Source organism: Bradyrhizobium sp. CCBAU 11357 (assembly GCF_028128865.1).
In the GTDB taxonomy this organism is placed as follows: domain Bacteria; phylum Pseudomonadota; class Alphaproteobacteria; order Rhizobiales; family Xanthobacteraceae; genus Bradyrhizobium.
This window is the reverse complement of the sequence record NZ_LBJW01000110.1, coordinates 1-18469: the sequence shown is the minus strand read 5'-3', so window position 1 is coordinate 18469 and position 18469 is coordinate 1. Positions and strand designations below refer to the sequence as shown.

Annotated in this window: 20 protein-coding genes and 1 tRNA gene; 14 read left to right on the top strand and 7 right to left on the bottom strand. The window is 64.2% G+C overall.

The genetic code is table 11. The features are described from left to right. Positions 1–6: 6 nt before the first annotated feature. Both XI05_RS30215 and XI05_RS30210 read right to left on the bottom strand, forming a co-directional pair. On the bottom strand, positions 7–822 hold the full coding sequence (locus tag XI05_RS30215; protein ID WP_442869332.1) for a DUF2927 domain-containing protein: 816 nt from the start codon (positions 820–822) through the stop codon (positions 7–9). 234 nt (positions 823–1056) lie between these two features. Continuing rightward, entirely contained in the window at positions 1057–1632 is a 576-nt protein-coding gene (locus XI05_RS30210) for a L,D-transpeptidase (protein ID WP_271508601.1), read from the bottom strand. Here XI05_RS30210 and XI05_RS30205 point away from each other — a divergent pair. From XI05_RS30205 to XI05_RS30175, 7 genes are all read left to right on the top strand, one after another. Continuing rightward, positions 1541–1849 carry a hypothetical protein gene (locus XI05_RS30205; protein ID WP_271509387.1) on the top strand — a complete coding sequence of 103 codons (309 nt, stop codon included), beginning with the start codon at positions 1541–1543 and terminating at the stop codon, positions 1847–1849. The genes XI05_RS30210 and XI05_RS30205 overlap by 92 nt on opposite strands. A 46-nt stretch (positions 1850–1895) precedes the next feature. Further along, a complete protein-coding gene (locus XI05_RS30200; protein ID WP_271508599.1) occupies positions 1896–3443 on the top strand; it encodes an acetolactate synthase large subunit in 1548 nt (515 codons plus the stop codon). Between the two features lie 38 nt (positions 3444–3481). Then, on the top strand, positions 3482–4000 hold the full coding sequence (locus XI05_RS30195) for a hypothetical protein (RefSeq protein WP_172788464.1): 519 nt from the start codon (positions 3482–3484) through the stop codon (positions 3998–4000). Between the two features lie 176 nt (positions 4001–4176). Then, the gene (locus XI05_RS30190; RefSeq protein WP_271508597.1) at positions 4177–4515 is read left to right on the top strand and encodes a hypothetical protein; all 339 of its coding nucleotides are present in this window, start codon (positions 4177–4179) and stop codon (positions 4513–4515) included. A gap of 65 nt (positions 4516–4580) precedes the next feature. Continuing rightward, positions 4581–5057 carry a hypothetical protein gene (locus tag XI05_RS30185; protein WP_271508595.1) on the top strand — a complete coding sequence of 159 codons (477 nt, stop codon included), beginning with the start codon at positions 4581–4583 and terminating at the stop codon, positions 5055–5057. A gap of 57 nt (positions 5058–5114) precedes the next feature. Then, positions 5115–5597 (top strand): transcription elongation factor GreA, encoded by a 483-nt coding sequence (gene greA / locus XI05_RS30180; protein WP_271508593.1) that lies wholly within the window; start codon positions 5115–5117, stop codon positions 5595–5597. A 126-nt stretch (positions 5598–5723) separates the two neighbouring features. Further along, complete coding sequence (locus tag XI05_RS30175) at positions 5724–6401, top strand: hypothetical protein (protein WP_271508591.1); 678 nt, start codon at positions 5724–5726, stop codon at positions 6399–6401. A gap of 108 nt (positions 6402–6509) precedes the next feature. Here XI05_RS30175 and XI05_RS30170 read toward each other — a convergent pair whose 3' ends face one another. Continuing rightward, on the bottom strand, positions 6510–7283 hold the full coding sequence (locus XI05_RS30170) for an SDR family NAD(P)-dependent oxidoreductase (protein WP_271508590.1): 774 nt from the start codon (positions 7281–7283) through the stop codon (positions 6510–6512). A 280-nt stretch (positions 7284–7563) separates the two neighbouring features. Here XI05_RS30170 and XI05_RS30165 point away from each other — a divergent pair, with 280 nt between their 5' ends. The 4 genes from XI05_RS30165 to XI05_RS30150 all read left to right on the top strand — a co-directional run bounded on the left by XI05_RS30165 (position 7564) and on the right by XI05_RS30150 (position 13089). Continuing rightward, positions 7564–11142: a GAF domain-containing protein gene (locus XI05_RS30165; protein WP_442869339.1), complete on the top strand. Its 3579-nt coding sequence runs from the start codon at positions 7564–7566 to the stop codon at positions 11140–11142. Then, entirely contained in the window at positions 11139–11528 is a 390-nt protein-coding gene (locus tag XI05_RS30160; RefSeq protein ID WP_260382285.1) for a response regulator, read from the top strand. The genes XI05_RS30165 and XI05_RS30160 overlap by 4 nt, the downstream gene beginning before the upstream one ends. A 113-nt stretch (positions 11529–11641) precedes the next feature. Next, complete coding sequence (locus tag XI05_RS30155) at positions 11642–12481, top strand: universal stress protein (RefSeq protein ID WP_271508588.1); 840 nt, start codon at positions 11642–11644, stop codon at positions 12479–12481. A gap of 65 nt (positions 12482–12546) precedes the next feature. Further along, positions 12547–13089 (top strand): 2'-5' RNA ligase family protein, encoded by a 543-nt coding sequence (locus XI05_RS30150; protein WP_271508587.1) that lies wholly within the window; start codon positions 12547–12549, stop codon positions 13087–13089. 288 nt (positions 13090–13377) lie between these two features. On the opposite strand, the gene XI05_RS30145 is transcribed toward XI05_RS30150, so the two are convergent. From XI05_RS30145 to XI05_RS30135, 3 genes are all read right to left on the bottom strand, one after another. Further along, positions 13378–13452: transfer RNA gene (locus XI05_RS30145), tRNA-Val, on the bottom strand. Between the two features lie 159 nt (positions 13453–13611). Further along, entirely contained in the window at positions 13612–14910 is a 1299-nt protein-coding gene (locus XI05_RS30140; protein ID WP_271508585.1) for a hypothetical protein, read from the bottom strand. A 120-nt stretch (positions 14911–15030) separates the two neighbouring features. Next, complete coding sequence (locus XI05_RS30135; protein WP_172788390.1) at positions 15031–15636, bottom strand: DUF1134 domain-containing protein; 606 nt, start codon at positions 15634–15636, stop codon at positions 15031–15033. 139 nt (positions 15637–15775) lie between these two features. On the opposite strand from XI05_RS30135, the gene XI05_RS30130 reads away from it, so the two are divergent. Then, positions 15776–16261 carry a YHS domain-containing (seleno)protein gene (locus XI05_RS30130; protein WP_271508583.1) on the top strand — a complete coding sequence of 162 codons (486 nt, stop codon included), beginning with the start codon at positions 15776–15778 and terminating at the stop codon, positions 16259–16261. Between the two features lie 10 nt (positions 16262–16271). Here XI05_RS30130 and XI05_RS30125 read toward each other — a convergent pair whose 3' ends face one another. Beyond that, entirely contained in the window at positions 16272–17102 is an 831-nt protein-coding gene (locus XI05_RS30125; protein WP_271508580.1) for a 3'(2'),5'-bisphosphate nucleotidase CysQ family protein, read from the bottom strand. Between the two features lie 198 nt (positions 17103–17300). On the opposite strand from XI05_RS30125, the gene chpT reads away from it, so the two are divergent. Further along, complete coding sequence (chpT, locus tag XI05_RS30120) at positions 17301–17954, top strand: histidine phosphotransferase ChpT (protein WP_271508578.1); 654 nt, start codon at positions 17301–17303, stop codon at positions 17952–17954. A gap of 198 nt (positions 17955–18152) precedes the next feature. Beyond that, the coding region (locus tag XI05_RS30115; protein WP_271508576.1) for an Hpt domain-containing protein at positions 18153–18469 on the top strand (317 nt) is incomplete at its 3' end.

Sequence of the window (18469 nt, the reverse complement as noted above, 5' to 3'; positions counted from 1 at the left end):
TGCGCTTCACTCCTTCAGATCATTCACCCGCTTCACCCAGGCGCGCACGTCCTTGAGCACGGCGGGCAGCACGGCCTTGACCTCCGCCACGGTCATGCCCGCCTTGATGCGGGGATCGTACAGCAGGTTGAGGATGTACTGGTCGTAGACGTCGAAATAGCCCATCGAGACGTTGTCGTTGAACATGGTCCAGGGCACGCTCGTGGTGTCGTTGATCGGCCCGAGCGATTGCAGCAGCTCCTCATAGGCGCAGTCGAGGAAGGTGAAATCGCCGTTGTCGACGGTGAGGATGACGTCGGAATGCTCGATCTCGAAATTGTCGTTCTTGCGGAAGCCGGACAGGCATTGCGGATCGAGCGAGGAGCGGATCTCGCGCGCCTTCTCGGCGCCGTAGAAGCTCGAGATGGTGCGGAAGAGATCGCGGTCGCGCACCAGCTTCACGCGCACGTTCGCCGCTTCGTTGGTCTCGATCATGGCGATGTCGAGATGCTGCACGCGCTTGCCGATGTCGGCCACGACTTTGGCGAGCTGCGTCTTGCGATCGGCGCGGCCGCTCTCGGCGTAGACGCGCACCGGCCCGTCGAACTTGCGGATGCGGTCGACGCGGCCGGCAAGATGGTATTCGGCGCCGAACGCCGTCTTCAGGAAGCCCTCGACGATCTCGCCGTCGGTGAAGCTCTTCTTCTCGGCGCGTTGGCGCGAGGAGATCGCCGGCAGCTCGCCGGCCGCAGCCATGGTAGCGGTGTCAGGCGCACAGGTGAGCGTCACGAGCACCAGCAGGGCGAAGCGAAGGCCGGGCGAGGGCGGGACAGATGCGCTCATCGTCCTGCGACGCTGCCGCATTCGCGCCCCGCGCACAAGACCGCAAATTCACGCGCCCTGCGGGTTCCGGCCGTACGTCGGGCTCTCCTCAACCTCTCCCGCTTGCGGGAGAGGTCGCCGCGTAGCGGCGGGTGAGGGTTCTTTCCTCTGGGGGATTGTCCCGTTGCGGAGAGACCGGACCGCGCGTCCGCGCGATCCTCCGGCTTTGCCCACCCGACGAGAGTTTGCGTCTGGTCAGTTGTTCAGCACCACCACCGTGGTGCCGATCGAGACGCGGCTATAGAGGTCGGTGACGTCGTCGTTGGTCATGCGGAAGCAGCCCGAGGAGACGGCCTGGCCGATCGTCTCCGGCTCGTTGGAGCCGTGGATGCGGTACAGCGTCGAGCCCAGATACATGGCGCGGGCGCCGAGCGGATTCTCGATGCCGCCCTTCATGTGGCGCGGCAGGTCCGGCCGGCGCGCCAGCATCTGCGACGGCGGCGTCCAGTCCGGCCATTCCTTCTTGGCGGTGATCTTGTGCACCCCGCCCCAGCGGAAACCGTCGCGGCCGACGCCGATGCCGTAGCGCAGCGCCTGCCCGTTCCCGAGCACCAAATAGAGCCGCCGCTCGGAGGTGTTCACCACGACCGTGCCGGGGGCGTAACTGCCGTTATACATGACGGTGGTGCGGGGAATCGGGCTCGCACCGTGGCCGAGATAGCCGGTGGAACTGGTGCCCGTGAAGTCTATCATCCCCGCCGCGGATGCGTCGGCTGCGCCAGCCAGCAACAGCGCCATTGCGGTCATCGGTGCGGCAAAAAACCGGATCATCATTTCCCCCAGAAAAAAACGATTCAACCGAAGCCAGAGGCCATATTTGCGCGCGTTCCGCAAGCCACGGGCCCGTGAGGGTCGCATCGTCAACGACTGGCGTTACCAAATCGCAACTGCGCCAATTTGCTGGAAAGCGTTAGCCAAATCCGCGCGTCGTCACGCGGGGCAGGGCCGCAATGCCCGCTATTGCTTTGACGGGCCGCGCGAACAATGATTGACCGAACGGATTACTGGAAACGCCGGTTGCGGGAGCAGACAGAATGAACGGTGCGGAAAGCCTGGTGCGGACGATGGTCAAGGGCGGGGTGGACGTCTGCTTCACCAATCCCGGCACCTCCGAGATGCATTTTGTCGCGGCGCTCGACCGTGTCCCCGGCATGCGCTGCGTGCTCGGCCTGTTCGAAGGCGTGGTGACGGGCGCGGCCGACGGCTATTTCCGCATGAAGGGCACGCCTGCCTCGACCCTGCTGCATCTCGGCCCCGGCCTCGCCAACGGCCTTGCCAATCTGCACAACGCCAAGAAGGCCAATTCCGGCATCGTCAACATCGTCGGCCAGCACGCCGTCTACCACATCGGCTACAACGCGCCGCTGACCTCCGACATCGAAGGCCTGGCCCGGCCGATGTCGTCCTGGGTCCGCACCTCCCCGGATTCCAAATCGGTCGCAGCCGACGGCGCGGCCGCGATTGCCGCCGCCAAAAGCGCGCCGCCGCAGATCGCGACCCTGATCCTGCCCGCCGACACCGCCTGGAACGAAGCCGACGGCATTGCCGAGGTTCCGGCCGAGCAGCAGCGCGCGAGCTATTCGCCGCAGGCGGTCGAGCAGGCCGCAAGAATCCTGCACGGCGACGGCGAAGGCACGCTGCTGCTGATGACCGGCAGCGCGCTGAGCGAGCATGGCCTCGCGCTGGCCGAGCGCATCGCCGGCAAGACCGGCTGCACCGTGATGGGCCCGACCTTCCGTCCGAAGATGGCGCGCGGCCGCGGCCGCTTCTCGATCGACCGCATCCATTACGTGATCGAGAACGCGCTGCCGATGCTGGCAAAATTCCGTCACATCGTGCTGGTCGAGTCCGACGATCCCGTGGCGTTCTTCGCCTATCCGAACAAGCCGAGCATGCTCAAGCCGCAGGGCTGCGAGGTGCATCGCATGACCTCCTGGGGCGAGAATTCGGTCGCAGCGCTCGAGGCGCTCGCCGGCGCCGTGAAGGCCAGCACCAGGGACGTCAAGCCGCAGGCTTTGCCGGAACTGGTCAAGCCGACCGGCGCGCTCACCTTCGCCTCGATCGCGCAGGCCATTGCCTGTGCGATCCCCGAGAACGCGATCATGGTCGACGAATCCCTCACCACCGGCCGCGGCTTCTTCCCGCCGACGGCGGCGGCCGCCCCGCACGACTGGCTGCAGAACATGGGCGGCTCGATCGGCTTCTCGACGCCGCTGTCGATCGGCGCGGCGATCGCCTGCCCGGACCGCAAGGTCATCACCATGGTCGGCGACGGCAGCGCGATGTACACGATCCAGTCGCTGTGGACCCAGGCGCGCGAGAACCTCGACATCGTCACCATCGTGTTCGCCAACCGCATCTACCAGATCCTGCGCGGCGAGTTCGACAATGTCGGCGCCGGCGAGCCCGGCCAGCGCGCCAACGACATGCTCCGCCTCGACCGGCCGACGCTGGATTTCGTGGCGCTGGCCAAGGGCATGGGCGTGCCCGGACGCGCCGTCACCAACGCCGACGAGTTCAACAAGGCGCTGGCGGAGGCCGTCGCCGAGCCCGGCCCGCGGCTGATCGAAGTCCAGATGTAGGGCGGCAACGGACGGAGCGCCATGAGCCCGGAGGCACGATGCAGACCGAGCTGAACAAGGTGATCGCGGCGCTCCGGGATTTCTACGCCCAAGAGGCTTTCCTGTTCGAGAAGGATGTCGGCGAGCGGGCGGTCACGCACCGCTTCGCCGTGCATCTGGAAAAGCAGTTTTCGGGCTGGTCGGTCGATTGCAATTACGACCGGCTCGGCGAGCGCACGCTGCATCTGCCGCACGGCACCATCATCTCGACCGACGACCATCTCGGCAAGTCGATCTACCCCGATGTCGTGGTGCATCAGCGCGAGATCCCGAACAATCTGCTCGCGGTGGAAATCCGCAAGGCGAGCAATCACACGCCGCTCGATCACGATCAGCACAAGCTGCGGGCGCTGACCGACGTCCATGTCTGGTTTCCCTATTGGATCGGCTTGCTGCTGGTGCTGGACAGGCCCCATGTGACGATGTCGGAGGTCTATGTCTCCGGCGCCGTCGACGAGGCACTGTCGCGCTGGTTCGCGACGCGGCTGGAGGAGACCGGCCTCGGAGCGCGCGCATAGCGGGGCGCGGCGGCGCAGTGACGCGCGCTGCGATGTCACGACGATAGGGCCATTGCCGGTAATGTGATCCCCACCACAGTTCCGGCATGGGATAGGACCTATTGTCTACGGACTTGCACGCGTCGATGCCGGAGGCCTACGCTGGCCCATTCGGATCAGGCATATTGGAGGTTCTGATGCAGAAATCATATTTGCTGGCCGCGACGGCAGCGCTGGTGCTCATGGTGCAATCGCCGCTCGCGCTGGCGCAGGGCGCTCCAGCCACGGGCGGAACCGCCGCGCCTGCCGCGACAAGCACTGCGCCGGCTGCGACGACGACAGCGCCGAGCGCGACCACCGACACGTCCGGCCAGCCCACTGACGGCAAGAAGAGCGCGTCGAAGAAGCCGGCGAAGAAGAAGATGACCCGGCAGCAGGAGATCGATCATTCGATCGACACCGGCACCGTGCCGGCGCGCTACCGCAGCTCGGTGCCCAAGCAGTACCAGCAGTACATTCCGTTCGACAAACGGTAACGGATCGCACGGCGGCGCGACGCGAGCGAACGTGGTGCCGCCGATCATTCGACCCGGGGGGAATGATGAGTGACGAGGTGAAGGATGCCGGCCTTGTGGCCATGATCAGCAGCATCCTGGGAGGCAACAAGCGCGCAGACCATGTTGCACCGCCGCCGCTCGCCGAGGTTCCGCCGATTGTGCCGGCCGACCCCGTGGAGCCGGTCGAGACGTCCAGGTCCGATGCGGCCGCGGCCAAGGCCGAAAGCGCGCCCGATGCGGCACCGGCAGCCACAAAGCCGGCCGAGCCAATCGCAACCACGCGGGACGGCAAGCGCCTGCTGCCGGCGGAGGCAATCGCGGATCTCGTGCTCGGCGAGCTGCGCAAGCTGGAAAACTTCCCGAACTCCGGCGTTTCGGTCACGGTCTATGGTTACCGGCACTGGAACGCGATGCTGACCTTCGCGCCGTTCTCGACCAGTTTCCAGAACGCAACCCGGTTCCGTCAGGCCGTGCCGGATCTCGTCTTCAAGCTCCGCCGTTTCGTCGAACTTGAGATATAGTCTCGGACGTCGGCGCCACACGGCGTCGCCAACGAAACAGTTCGACAGGATCTTCAATTGAGCGTCGCCTTCACCAAGGAAGAGAGCGCCGAAACTGCGTCCGAGACGCTGTTGCCGGACCGCCCGATCTCGCCGCATCCGAACCTCGTGACGGAAGCAGGCTTCAAGGCCCTGCAGACGCAGCTTGCCGAAGCGCGCGCGGCCTACGAAGCCGCGCAAGCCATCGAGGACGTCAACGAGAAGCGCCGGCAGTCGGCCGTGCCCCTGCGCGATCTCCGCTATCTCACCGAACGCTTGCGGACGGCGCAGGTGATGCCTGATCCTGTCGCGACCGAAATCGTCGCCTTCGGCAGCACCGTGAGCTTCAGTCGCGCCGACGGCCGGGTGCAGACCTACCGCATCGTCGGCGAGGACGAGGCCGATCCCAAGGCCGGCTCGATCTCGTTCGTCGCGCCGGTCGCGAGGTCGCTGATGGGAAAAGCGGTCGGCGACGTCGTCGGCTCTGGCGCGCAGGAGATCGAGATTCTATCGATCTCGTAGGGTGCGCCAACCCAGGTGCGGTTGCGTGGCAAAGAGCGCCATCGACAGCATCAAGCCCATTGGCCTAAAGCATGATCCGGAACAGCGCGAGGCCGTCGTCTCCGCCAAACAAAGCTTGATGATTGGATGAGACGGTTTTTGTCGGGAGCGCTGCCGTTCTACGCGCTGGCTGGCCTCGCCATGTGCATGTACCTCGTACTTTACAGGACGAGCCTCTTCGACCTGAACGCCATCGTCCATGGCGCGACCGGGTCGGCATGGTTTCCGGCCTTCATGTTCGTCTGCGTGCTGGTGGAAGCGGTCTTTCCGTATTTCGGCTATTTTCCCGGCACCGCCCTCATCCTGATGTCCGTGGCACTCAGTCCGAAGGCAGTGGATGGCTCCGTCTTCGTCGCGGCGTGGCTCGCCATCATCCTGGGCGCCGTTCTCAGCTACGGACAGGCTCGTTTCTTCCGGCCGTTCCTGCAGCGGGTGGCCTCGAAGGCGGCCCTGCGCCGATGCGAGTCCTTGTTCGACGCCTATGGCCCCTATGCCCGCATTGCCTTGTTCGTTCATCCCAACGCCTGCGCGATGTATTTCACGGCGCTCGGACTGCTCGGCCGCAGCCTGAGGCGCGAGCTCGCTTATCTCGGCGTGGGTGCGGCGGCGGCGGTGGGCATTCTGTTCCTCATCGTGACCAGGCTGGTGTCGTCCATCGGCCCCACCGACGATGGCGAATTGCAGGTGCTGCTGGCCGCCGCGCTGGTCGCCATCGGGACGCTGATCGGTCTCTACACGGCCTGGCGGCCACAGCGCGCGGCGTGAAATGCCGCTCTCCGCCGTCATTGCGAGGAGCTCTTGCGACGAAGCAATCCAGAGTCTTTCCGCTGGATTGCTTCGCTGCGCTCGCAATGACGAGGATTACATCGAACATTATGCCTCCGGCAGCTCGACGCCCGTCAGCTCGCTCAATTGGCCGATGAGCTGGTGCTGAAATCTCGGATCGGTCGCCTCACGGGCCGGCTCTTGCTGCTCGAGCTGATGCCAGTAGCGCCCGCTCACCCGCGCCGCGTGATCCTCGCTCACCGCCAGCCAGGTCTGGGTCCGTTGCCCCGTGTCGATATCGACCGGGGCGCCCGCGCCGCCCATCTTCGTGCGCACCCAACCGGGATCGACAGCGTTGCAGAGGACGTTGGGCCAGCGCTGCGCCAGCGCGTAGGCGAGCGCGACGACGTGCAGCTTGCTCTCGGCATAGGCCTTGGCCGCATTCCAGGCCCGCTTGGTCCAATCGAGGTCGTCGAGCGAGCCCTCTCCGCCGCGGTGCAATCCGCTGCTGAGATAGATCAGTCGGGCGGGCCGCGCGATCAGGGCCGTCAGCATGAACGGCGCAAGCGTGTTGATGGCCAGCGTCTCGGCATGGCCTTCAGGGGTCGCGCCGCGGCTCGGCCGCGTGTAGACGCCGGCATTGTGGATGACCGCATCCATGCGCCCGATCGCGTTGACCTGGTCGGCGATGCTCCGCGTCTCCCCGGCGCTTCCGAGATCGCCGATCACCAATCCCCGGGCGCGCGAAGTGAGTCCGCCGAGGGCCGCAGCACGATCGGCCGAACGCGCGTGCAGCACGACGTGGTGGCCCCGATCAAGCAGCGATTGCGCCGCCGCCCGGCCGAGGCCGTCCGTGCTGCCGGTGATGAATATGGTCGCCATGGGGTTCTCCTAGGGTGTTTCAGCACGCAATCTACGGCGCTCGCGGCACTCGGGTCCCGCGCCCCCAAGGCCTGCCGACCCGAAGCCAAGCGGCCTCCAGCGGCATTTTGCGGAACTCGCCGCTTTCGTCGATCACGATAGGCGAATTGACGCGTAGTCGATCGAAAATCAACTCACGGTACCTCTGGTCGGAAGCACCTGATGGTGGAATAATTCCCGACACATTCTTGATTAGATTTTGACGTCGGCCGCGACCCGGCTGGCGACGTGGATTTTCATCATGGCCGCGCTTCCTCAGGACGTTGTGGCGGATTTGCAGCAGGAGAACGCGCGGCTCCTGGCCGAATTGCGCGCCGCACAAGATCGCGAGACCGCCACCGCGGACATTCTCAAGATCATTGCCAGTTCGCCATCGGAGGTGAAACCGGTCTTCGATGCGATCGCGAGGCGCGCAAATGCCTTGCTCGGCGGCTTTTCGACGACCGTATTCCGCTTCATCGACGGCAATGCCCACTTGGCGGCGTTCACGCCGACGAATCCGGCCGCCGATGAAGCTTTGAAGAAGATGTTTCCGCGTCCGATCGCCGATTTCGAGAGTTTTGCGAGGGCGGAGGCCGGTAAGGTGGTGCCGACCCCCGATACTGAAGCGCTGACGAACGACATCAAATTCATCGCGCGCGCCCGCGGCTTTCGCAGCATGTTGTTCGTTCCGCTCGCGACCGGCGGCGTGGTGATCGGCATGATCAGCGTAACGCGAGCCGAGCCGGGGGCCTTCGCTCCGCATCATGTGCAGCTTCTGCAGACCTTCGCCGATCAGGCTGTCATCGCCATAGAGAACGTGCGGCTGTTCGACGAGGTGCAGGCGCGTACCGACGATTTGCGGGAATCGCTGCAGCAGCAGACCGCGACCGCCGATGTGTTGAAAGTCATCAGCCGCTCCGCGTTCGATCTGCAGACGGTTCTCGACACGCTGACGGAATCGGCGGCGTGGCTGTGTGGAGCCGACATGGCGGCAATCGTCCGGCACGATGGCGATGGTGGCTACTATCATGCAACTCGCTACAATTTCTCGCCCGAGTGGGCCAAGGCCTCGGCGGGCGTTCGGCTCAATGCGGGACGCGGTAGCCTGGTCGGGCGCGTCCTGCTGTGCGGCAAGGCTGTTCAGATCCCGGACGTCCTGGTCGATCCCGACTATGCCTATCCCGAGCAACAGAGGGCCGGCGGTTACCGCACCCTCCTGGGCGTACCCCTGCTCCGGTCCGGAGAAACGATCGGCGTGCTATTCCTGGGCCGCAAGACCGTGAACTCGTTCACGGACAAGCAGATCGACCTGGTCTCCACTTTCGCCGATCAGGCCGTGATCGCGATCGAGAATGTGCGGCTGTTCGATGAGGTCCAGGCGAAGACGCGCGACCTCGCCGAATCGCTCCAGCAGCAAACCGCGACTGCCGATGTGCTGAAGGTGATCAGCCGCTCGACCTTCGATCTGCAAACCGTGCTCGACACGCTGGTGGATTCGGCGGCACGCCTGTGCGAAGCGGACATGGCCTTCATCATGCGCCGCGAGGGCGATGAATATCAGGCCGGAGCAGCGGTCGGGTTTTCCGAGGACTACATCGCCTTCCTGCAGGCTCATCCGATCGCCCCCGGCCGGGGCACGGTCACGGGGCGAGCCGTCCTCGAACGCCGTCCGGTGCAAATCCTCGACGTCGCTGCCGATCCCGAATACGGCCTGCAGGCGTCGATCACGATGGCTGGTCAGCGCACGGCGCTCGGTGTCCCACTCCTGCGCGAGAATGAGCCGATCGGCGCGATCGTGATCGCCCGCAAGCGCGTGCAGCCCTTCACCGAAAAGCAGATCGAGCTCGTCGCCACGTTCGCCGATCAGGCGGTGATCGCCATCGAGAATGTCCGGCTCTTCGAACAATTGCAAACCAGGACACGCGACCTGTCCGAGGCGCTGACCTACCAGACCGGCAGCGCCAATATCTTGAGGGTCATCGCTTCCTCCCCGACCGAAGTCGGACCGGTGCTCGAGGCGATCGTGGAAAGCGCATGCGGGCTCTGCGAGGCATATGATGCGCTGGTCGTACTGAGGGATGGCGACGATATCGTCATCCAGGCGCACCATGGCGAGGTTCCCCTGGTGTGGAGCCGACGATCGATCAGTGTCAAATCGCCTAGCGGCAGATCGATTATCGATCGTCGCACCGTTCATGTGCACGACTTGCTCGGGCCCGAGGGGGAACAATATCCGACAGGACGCGAATATGCGCTTCGCTCCAACGTTCGGACTGTTTTGAGTGTGCCGCTCTTGCGCGAAGGCGAGAGCATGGGGGCGATCGTGCTGCGTCGTATGGAGGTCCGCCCATTCGACGACAAGCAGATCACCCTGCTGCAGACCTTTGCCGATCAGGCTGTCATCGCCATCGGCAATGTGCGTCTGTTCGAGCAATTGAATGAATCGCTGGAGCGGCAGACGGCAACGTCGGAGGTGCTGGAAATCATAAGCGCTTCATCGGGCGCACTCACTCCGGTCTTCCACAAGATGCTGGAGAATGCGACGCGAATTTGCGGCGCCGGCTTTGGCACCATGAATCTCTACGAGGAAGGCGGCTTTCGTACCGTCGCATTGCACAACGCGCCGCAGGCTTATGTCGATACCCGGCTCTACCAGCACATTCGCCCACATCCCGCGAGCGGGCTCGGCACCGTCGAGAAGACGCATCAGACGGTTCATATCGACGACATCAGGACGCAGCCGCCCTATATCGAAGGCAACCCCAACGTTCGTGCGCTCGCCGACCTTGCCGGCGCAAGGACCGTCGTCATCGTGCCCATGCTCAAGGAAGACGAGCTGATTGGCACCATCACGATCTTCCGCCAGGAAGTCAAACCCTTCACGGACAAGCAGATCGAGCTCGTGTCCAATTTCGCACACCAGGGCGTGATCGCGATCGAGAATGCACGCCTGCTGAATGAACTCCGCGAGCGCACGATGGAATTGTCGCAATCGCTCGAGGAATTGCGAAATACGCAGGATCGGCTGATCCAGACCGAGAAGCTTGCCTCGCTCGGGCAACTCACCGCCGGCATTGCGCACGAGATCAAGAACCCGCTCAATTTCGTCAACAATTTTGCTGCGCTGTCCTCCGAGCTCACCGACGAGGTCGGTGACGCGCTGCGCTCAGCCAGCCTGGGCGAGGCGGAAAGGCAGGACCTCGACGCGCTGCTACACATGCTGAGAGGTAACCTGGAAAAGATCGTACAGCACGGAACGCGTGCCGATTCCATTGTCAAGAATATGCTTCTGCATTCCCGCGAAGGGTCTGGCGAACGCCGCGCGGCGGACATCAACGCCATCCTCGAAGAAAGTCTTAATCTCGCTTATCACGGAGCCCGCGCGGAAAGAGCCGGCTTCAATATCACGCTTGAACGAAAACTCGATCCGTCTGCGGGCGCGCTCGAGCTGTATCCGCAGGAAATCACACGGGTGTTCCTCAATCTGGTTTCAAACGGTTTCTACGCGGCAAGCAAGCAAAAGGACGCCGCCGGTGACGGCTTCGAGCCGAGGCTGCGCGCGACGACCATAGACCTCGGCGGCGCCGTCGAAATCCGCATTCGCGACAATGGCACCGGCATCCCGGCCGATGTCAGAGAGAAGATATTCAATCCATTCTTCACGACCAAGCCGGCCGGCGAAGGAACGGGCCTCGGCCTTTCGATCTGCCACGACATCATCGTGAAGCAGCACGGCGGCAGCATCAAGGTCGATACCGAGCCGGGCGAATATACCGAGTTCATCATTACGCTGCCACGCACGCGGGCGGCACCGTTGCAGACGGGAGGCAGAAGTTGAGCGTCTATATAATGGTCGTTGACGACGAGCCCGATGTCGAGGCCCTGTTCCGCCAGCAGTTTCGGCGCGATCTGCGCGCCGGTCGTTTTCTGATGGAGTTTGTATCCTCGGCACCCCTGGCATTGCAGCGCGCGGCAGAGATTGCGGATGCCACCCTGATTCTGATCCTGTCCGACATCAACATGCCCGGAATGAGCGGACTGGAGATGCTGCCTATCGTGCGCTCGGCCCGCCCCGATGTGCCGGTTATCATGATCACGGCCTACGGTGATGCCGAGACCAGGCGCAAGGCGCTGGAGAAGGGCGCCGCCGACCTACTGACCAAACCAATCGACTTCGCGGCGCTGCGCCAGGAGATCGATACGAGGCTTGAGCAGGCCGCATGATTGCAGCCATTGTGACAAACTGAATCGCTCGCAAAGTGCAACTTCGCAGACGCTACCCCAATTGAAAGCAGGCATCCTCCGTCATTGTTCGTCACGAAAATCGGAGATTCAAAATGAAGACGCTCTTGGTCCCGCTTCAGAATATTCCGATGATGACAGCCACGCTCGCTGTGGCCTTGGATATCGCGCGACGTTCCGGCGCCTATATCGAAGGTTTTCCACTCCGGTTCGGCATCCCTCAATATGCGGCCGCCGAATTGGCCACCGGCATTCTCCTGGATTCGTATCAAGTGAAGAGCGAAGCCGAACTGAACGACATGCGCAACTTCTTCGAAGCATTCATGCTGAAGCATGTTGTTCCTCGAGCCACCGCAGGGTCGAACCCGCCATGCTTCGGCTGGCTGGAAAACGTGCCTGAGGGCGAAGACTTTGTCGGAAGTTATGGGCGCGCTTTCGATCTGATCGTGATGGCGCGGTCTGACGTTGATGCTGCGGGCCCTCACCGCCGCGCGATCGAGTCCGCGCTGTTTGAGAGCGGCAGGCCCGTTCTGCTGGCGCCGTCGAATGCACCAAGAAGCGTCGCAACAAACATCATGATCCACTGGAACGGGAGCACCGAGCAAGCTCGGGCAAACGCATTTGCCATGCCGTTGCTTCGTCTGGCCGAAAGGGTATCGGTCCTAACCGTTGTCGGCGGCCAAGCGGTGCCGGGACCGTCTGCCGGTCAGATCGCTCGGCAACTGCAATACAATGGCATTGCGGCCAGCTTGATCAGCGTCGAGCTGGAGGGGCGCGAAACTGGTGAGGCGGTCCTCGATGCCGCCAGGGCACACGGTTGCGATCTATTGATCAAGGGAGCCTTCACCCGCACGCGGCTACGGCAGATGATATTCGGCGGGGCGACCAGCCATATCCTGGAGCACGCGGATATCCCCGTTCTCATGGCTCACTAGCGCACAAAAGGCATGGTTCTTTCGTCGCTGGTGAGACAATCTATTGGTTCACGGAGCGACAGCGCTTGGCTTTGGCTATCAACATTCGGTCCGACGATCCCTCGGCAAAGCAGATCGAAGCCTTGTGGGATGAAGTTGCCGCGTTTGAGAGCCAGCCTTCGATGAGGGCTCTCGCCTATCGGCCGCATTTTACATTCGCCATCTATGATGCGCCCGAGGTTACCGCGGAGATCGCGTGGGAGACCATGCTCCGCGCAGTTGAAGGCGAAGGGCAATTGCTGGTCGCGTTCAAGCGAATTCGCTGGTTTGCAGGTCCGCCGCTGGTGCTCTGGGCGGAGCCCGAATTCGATGACACGCTCGTCCGGTGGCATGCTTCGATCAGCGCTGCGATCGATCCAGCCTTTTGTCGGCCGCACTATCGGCCGGGAAACTGGCGGCCGCATTGCACGCTCGGCACACAAACCGCCGACGCAAAGCGTGATGACGCGATCGCTTTCGCGCAGTCATTCAACGGCAGCATCAGCGTGATGTTCGATGTCGTGGACTGCGTTTCTTTTCCGCCTGTGCGTGTGGTTGCAGAACAGCGGTTGCCGGTTCGGGTTCCGTGAGCCGACTTCCCGCTCATCGATGCATCCGGCCGCTCCAGCCGCGACGACTATCCGTAAGGCCTCTGCCGATGATGCCCTTCTGCCCCTGTTTTGCCCGACAAGTCAACGCGACTTCGGAAAAGGCGTAACCCCTTGATCCCGCTGATGCCGTCTACTGTGCATGGGGTTGTTTTCGAATTTTGACAGAGCGGAAGCAAGCCCCCCAGTCGGTCTACGCTCTTCGAGCTACGCCGGACACGCTTCGCTACCATCGGGCGTGGCTGCGCCACGCGAAGCCTCGGCGAAGCGTGGTGGGCGCACAAGGGATCGAACCTTGGACCTCTCCCGTGTGAAGGGAACGCTCTCCCGCTGAGCTATGCGCCCGGGACCATCATGCAGGCGGCCGGACCTTTCGGCCGGCCGGCACATTGGAGCCCGCGATTTAGAAGTGCCGGCCGAAGGTGTCAAGTTTTGAAGGCGTCGCGGGGGCGGAAAACCTTCGGCAGGTCGCGCCATTTGCTAGGGAAGCCGGATTTTGGCCGGTTACGCGCCCTGCTGGCGGGCGCGGGAGGCGTGGGCCTGGAGCGCGCGGATGCGCTCGGCGAGCGTTCCGCCGCCTTCGGGCAGGCGGGCCGCCGGAGCGCCGTTGGTCGCGGCGTCATTGGCCGGGCGCGGCGCCGGCTTCGGCGGCTGGCCGGCCTCGGCCGCGAGCAGCGCCTCGATCGGCGAGTTCGGGCCTTCGAGCTGCATCGCAAGCTTGGCGACTTCGGCCGCGATGTCGTTGATGCGTTCGCGCAGCAGCGCGTTCTCCATCCGCTCTGTCGCCCAGGAACTCTCGGCCTGCTGCTGGATCGCGTTGATGTCGCGCTGGAGTTTCGCGCGCTCGTCGCGCGCGCAGCGCAGCTGCTCCTCCAGCGTGGCCTTTTCCGCACGCAGCTGCTCCATCGCAGCCGACGACTTGCCGCCGCTGAGGCCCGCGATCTCGACGCGCAGCTCCTTGATGGTGCGCTCGTTGGCCTCGTTGGCCTGGCGCAGCTGGTTGTTCTCGTAGTCGCGCTCGGCGAGCAGCTTGCCCTGCGTGGCAAGGCGTCCCTCGAGATCGGCGACGCGGCCCGACAGCATCTCGGCCTCCTTGACCTGCACGATGAGCTGGCGGTCGAGCTCGGTGACGCGCTGGCTCAGATTCTCGACGCGGCCGCGCGCCTCGTTGAGCTCGCGCGAGGCGGTCTCGGATTCGGTGCGCTCCTGTGCGAGACGCGCTTGCGTCGCGGCAAATTCCTTCTCGGCATCGCCGACGCGATGCTTCAATTCCTCGATTTGCGTCCGCACCGCGACCAGCTCGACCTGGCGGCTCTCCGCCATCATCGAGCGGTCGGACAGTTCGGAGTTGATCTTGGCGAGCTCGGCCTGCTTGTCGGCCAGCGCGATCTCGGCCTGGCGCAAGGCTTCCGTCTTGGCACTGAACTCCTCCTCGGTGGCGCGGAGCTGCTCCTTCACCGCCTTCTCGCGCGCTTCCAGCGCGAAGATCGTGGCGTTCTTCTCGCCGAGCTCGATCTTCATGCGGTTGATGGCGTCGCTCTTCTTGCCGAGCTCGGCGAGCTGGCTCGTGGTCTTGTTCTTGAGCTGCTCGACGCTCATCTCGAGCCGCCGGGCGGACATGGCGAACTCGGCGCGGAGCTGGTCCTTGTCGGCCTGGATCTCGGCCATCGACAGCGGGGTGGCGGCCTCTAACCGGCGCGTGGTCAGGCGCACCGCGCGGTTATGCACCAGCGGCACGATTGCGAGCCCGCACAGCATCGAGAGCAGGAAACCGATCGCCAGGTACATGATCGGTTCGACCATGGGCCAGAACTCCCAAGCTTAAGGAAAAATTCACCAACGACAATGCCATGGCGGGCCGGCAAAAAGCCAGCCCCGCGCTGTCGTTAACCTTGATCGGTGGGCAGTGGGGAGGGCGAGGGCCTAGAACGGGTTCCAGGTCGCCCGCGGGGTGTATTTGAGATAGCCGATATTGGCGCCCAGGCGCAGGCCGAGCCCGGAGCGGATCGGCACCAGCACGATGTTGTTGGCGGTGAGCGCCGTCATGCCGAAGCCGCCGATGATGTAGGCCGAACCGTCGATGCCGCCGAAGCGCTGGTAGATCGCATTGGTGGCGGGCAGATTGTAGACCAGCGTCATGGTGCGCGCGCCGTCGCCGCCCCAGTCGAAGCCGAGCGAGGGGCCCTGCCAATAGACGCGCAAATCGCCGGCGTTCTTGGTGTAGAGCGTGCCTTCGCCGTAGCGCAGGCCCGCGACGAAGGCGCCGGAGCCTTCCTCACCCAGGATGTAGCCGTTCGGCAGGCCCCATTGGCTGACCGCCTTCTCGATGATCGAGGCGAGCCCGCGCGAGACGTTGCCGAAGAAGCGATGGCCGGCGGTGACGAGCTCGTCCGGCCCATAGGTGTTGGGCGTCGGGGTCCGTTGCGGCGGCGGCAGGTCAGGCGGCGGCGCCTGCTGGGCGGAGGCCGGCACGATCCAGCCGATCATCCCGGCAAGCGCGAGCGCAGCAAGGCGTGATGCGAAAGTCATAAAAGAACCCCTGGTACCGAATCCGGTCGCTTCCTTAACCTGACGCCAACAGGCACGGCTCTAGGTTGCGCCGGATGTCCCCTCGACTCGGATGTTATCCGCAGCAACTATGACGGCACAACGGCAGGAAGATAGCCCTTTGCGCCCCGGAATTGCCTTGATCACCCGCCGCCTCTGCCTGCTGGCGGGCATTTGGATCGTCGGCGCGGGGTGGCCGGCAGTGGCCGCCACCACCGAGCGGATCGTCGTCAACCGCTTCACCGGCGTCGCCATCGAGGGTTTCGACCCCGTCGCCTATTTCGTCGCCGGCGCGGCCGTGCAGGGGACGGCGGAGTTCGAGGCGAACCTCTGGGGGGCTGTCTGGCGCTTCCGGAACGAGGGCAACCGCGCCTCTTTCCAGGCCCATCCCGAGATCTACGGACCGCAGTTCGGCGGCTATGATCCGGCCGACATCGCCCGCGGCGTCATCGTCGCCGGCAATCCGCATTTCTTCGCGATCGTGGCGCAGCGGCTCTATTTGTTTAGCCGGGAGGACAATCGCGATGCCTTCGTCGCCGATCCCGAGCGCTTCCTCTATGAGGTGGCCAAGCGCTGGCCGGCCCTGCAGGAGAAGCTCGGGCAGTAAGCGAGCCCGGTCAGTAGCAGCCTACCGCCTGCGGGTCGCCCCAGGCGATGAATTCCGGGATGATGAAGCCGGTATCGCTGCGCTGGCCGAATCGGAGCTCGCCGCCCTTGCCGTCGGTTACCTTGCCGCCGGCCGCGGTCACGACCGCGCAGCCGGCCCCGACGTCCCATTCCGAGGTCGGCCCGAAACGGGGATAGATGTCGGCGCTGCCTTCCGCAATCCGGCCGAATTTCACGGCCGAGCCGCACGTCATCCTGACCGCACTGGGCCTGTTGTCGATGAACGCCTCGCTTCTGGCATCGCCGTGCGAACGGCTCACCGCCGCGATCCAGGGCTCCCCTCGCGTCGGCAGCTTGCGGGTGCGGATCGGCTCGGCGGCGGCGATCGTCGCGCCGTTGAACCTCACGCGTTCGGCGCCATGGCCGACGATGCCGCGCCAGAGCAGGCCGAGCGCGGGGGCGGAGACGATGCCGAGCAGCGGTACGCCTTCCGTCACCAATGCGAGATTGACCGTGAATTCGTCGCGGCCAGCGACGAATTCCTTGGTGCCGTCGAGCGGATCGATCAGGAAGAAGCTGCCCTGAAACGGCGGGGAAGCGAGCTGGGTCCGCTCCTCCGACAGCGTCGGAACGTCGCCCGCGAGCTGCGCGAGACCGTCCGCGATGATGCGGTCGGCGGCAAGGTCGGCCTCGGTCACTGGCGAGCCATCCTGCTTGCCGTCGATCCGCATGGCAGCGCGGTTGATGGCGAGGATCGCCTCGCCCGCCTTCACCACCAGCGCGGTCAGCGGCTCCATCAGGCCAAAGGCGGCCGCTCCGTCAATGATCCGCTTCACCTGCATGCCTCATCTGTCGGCAAAATCGTTCCTCGTCCACTGATTCGCCCCGATCGATTCGCTTGGGCTTATGGCCGCCCCGAGCCGATCGCAAGCTAGCTGCCCCGGGCTTGCGAATGTTAGAACCCGCAGCATCCGTCAAGCATGCGTGATTCGCGGCGTCCAGCGCCGTGCAATTCCAGGAACCCTCCAGGACCCCATTATATGTCTGACGCTTCGTCGCCCGCGACCGCTACTGCTCCCGATATGCTCGAACTCGCCGCGCTGCTGTGCTCGCGGGTCTGCCATGATCTCATCAGCCCCGTCGGCGCCATCGTCAACGGGCTCGAAGTGCTCGACGACGATCCCAAGCCCGAGGACCGCGAGTTCGCGCTCGACCTGATTCGCAAGAGCGCCAAGACGGCCTCCGCCCGGCTCCAGTTCTGCCGTCTTGCCTTCGGTGCGGCCGGCTCCTCCGGCGCGCAGATCGATCTCGGCGATGCCCAGACCATGGCGAAAGGCCATATCGAGGACGGCAAGTGCTCGATCACCTGGAATCTGCCGCGGCTGCTGCTGCCGAAGAACCGCGTCAAGCTGCTTCTCAACATGCTGGTCGTCGCCCAGCACACGATCCCGCGCGGCGGCATGCTGACGGTCGATCCGGTCGGCGAGGGCGAGGCGATGAGCTTTCGCATCACCGCGACCGGACACAATGCGCGCCTGCCGCAGAACATCTCCGAGCTCCTGAGCGGCGAGCGCGGGCCTGCTGCGGATGCGCATGCGATCCAGCCTTATTATACGCGGCTGCTCGCGCAGGCCTGCGGGCTCACCGTGACGCTCAAGCCGGACGGCGAAGCCATCATCGTTATCGCTTCGTAAACGCGAAGCGTCGCTCGCGAAGCGTTAATTCAATCTTGACGAGGCGCTTCGGCTTGTCCGGAGCGCCTTATCTCTTTGTTGGTTCCGTTCTTTTGCACATACTCAACCAATATTAAACGCTTTGCGGTGAAGCTGGCCCCATTCCGAAATGGCGCATCACGCCTCGTGCGCGCCCTTCCTGTATGAAGGCCTGTTTTCATGGATGATCTGTTGCGGGAGTTTCTGACGGAGACCAGCGAGAGCCTGGACACCGTGGACAATCAGCTGGTGAAGTTCGAGCAGGAGCCGAACAACGCCAAGATCCTGGATAACATCTTCCGCCTGGTCCACACCATCAAGGGCACCTGCGGCTTCCTCGGCCTGCCGCGGCTGGAAGCGCTGGCACATGCCGGCGAGACCCTGATGGGCAAATTCCGTGACGGCATGCCTGTCACCGCCGAGGCGGTGACAGTGATCCTGTCCTCGATCGACCGCATCAAGGAGATTCTGGCCGGCCTGGAGGCGACCGAGGCCGA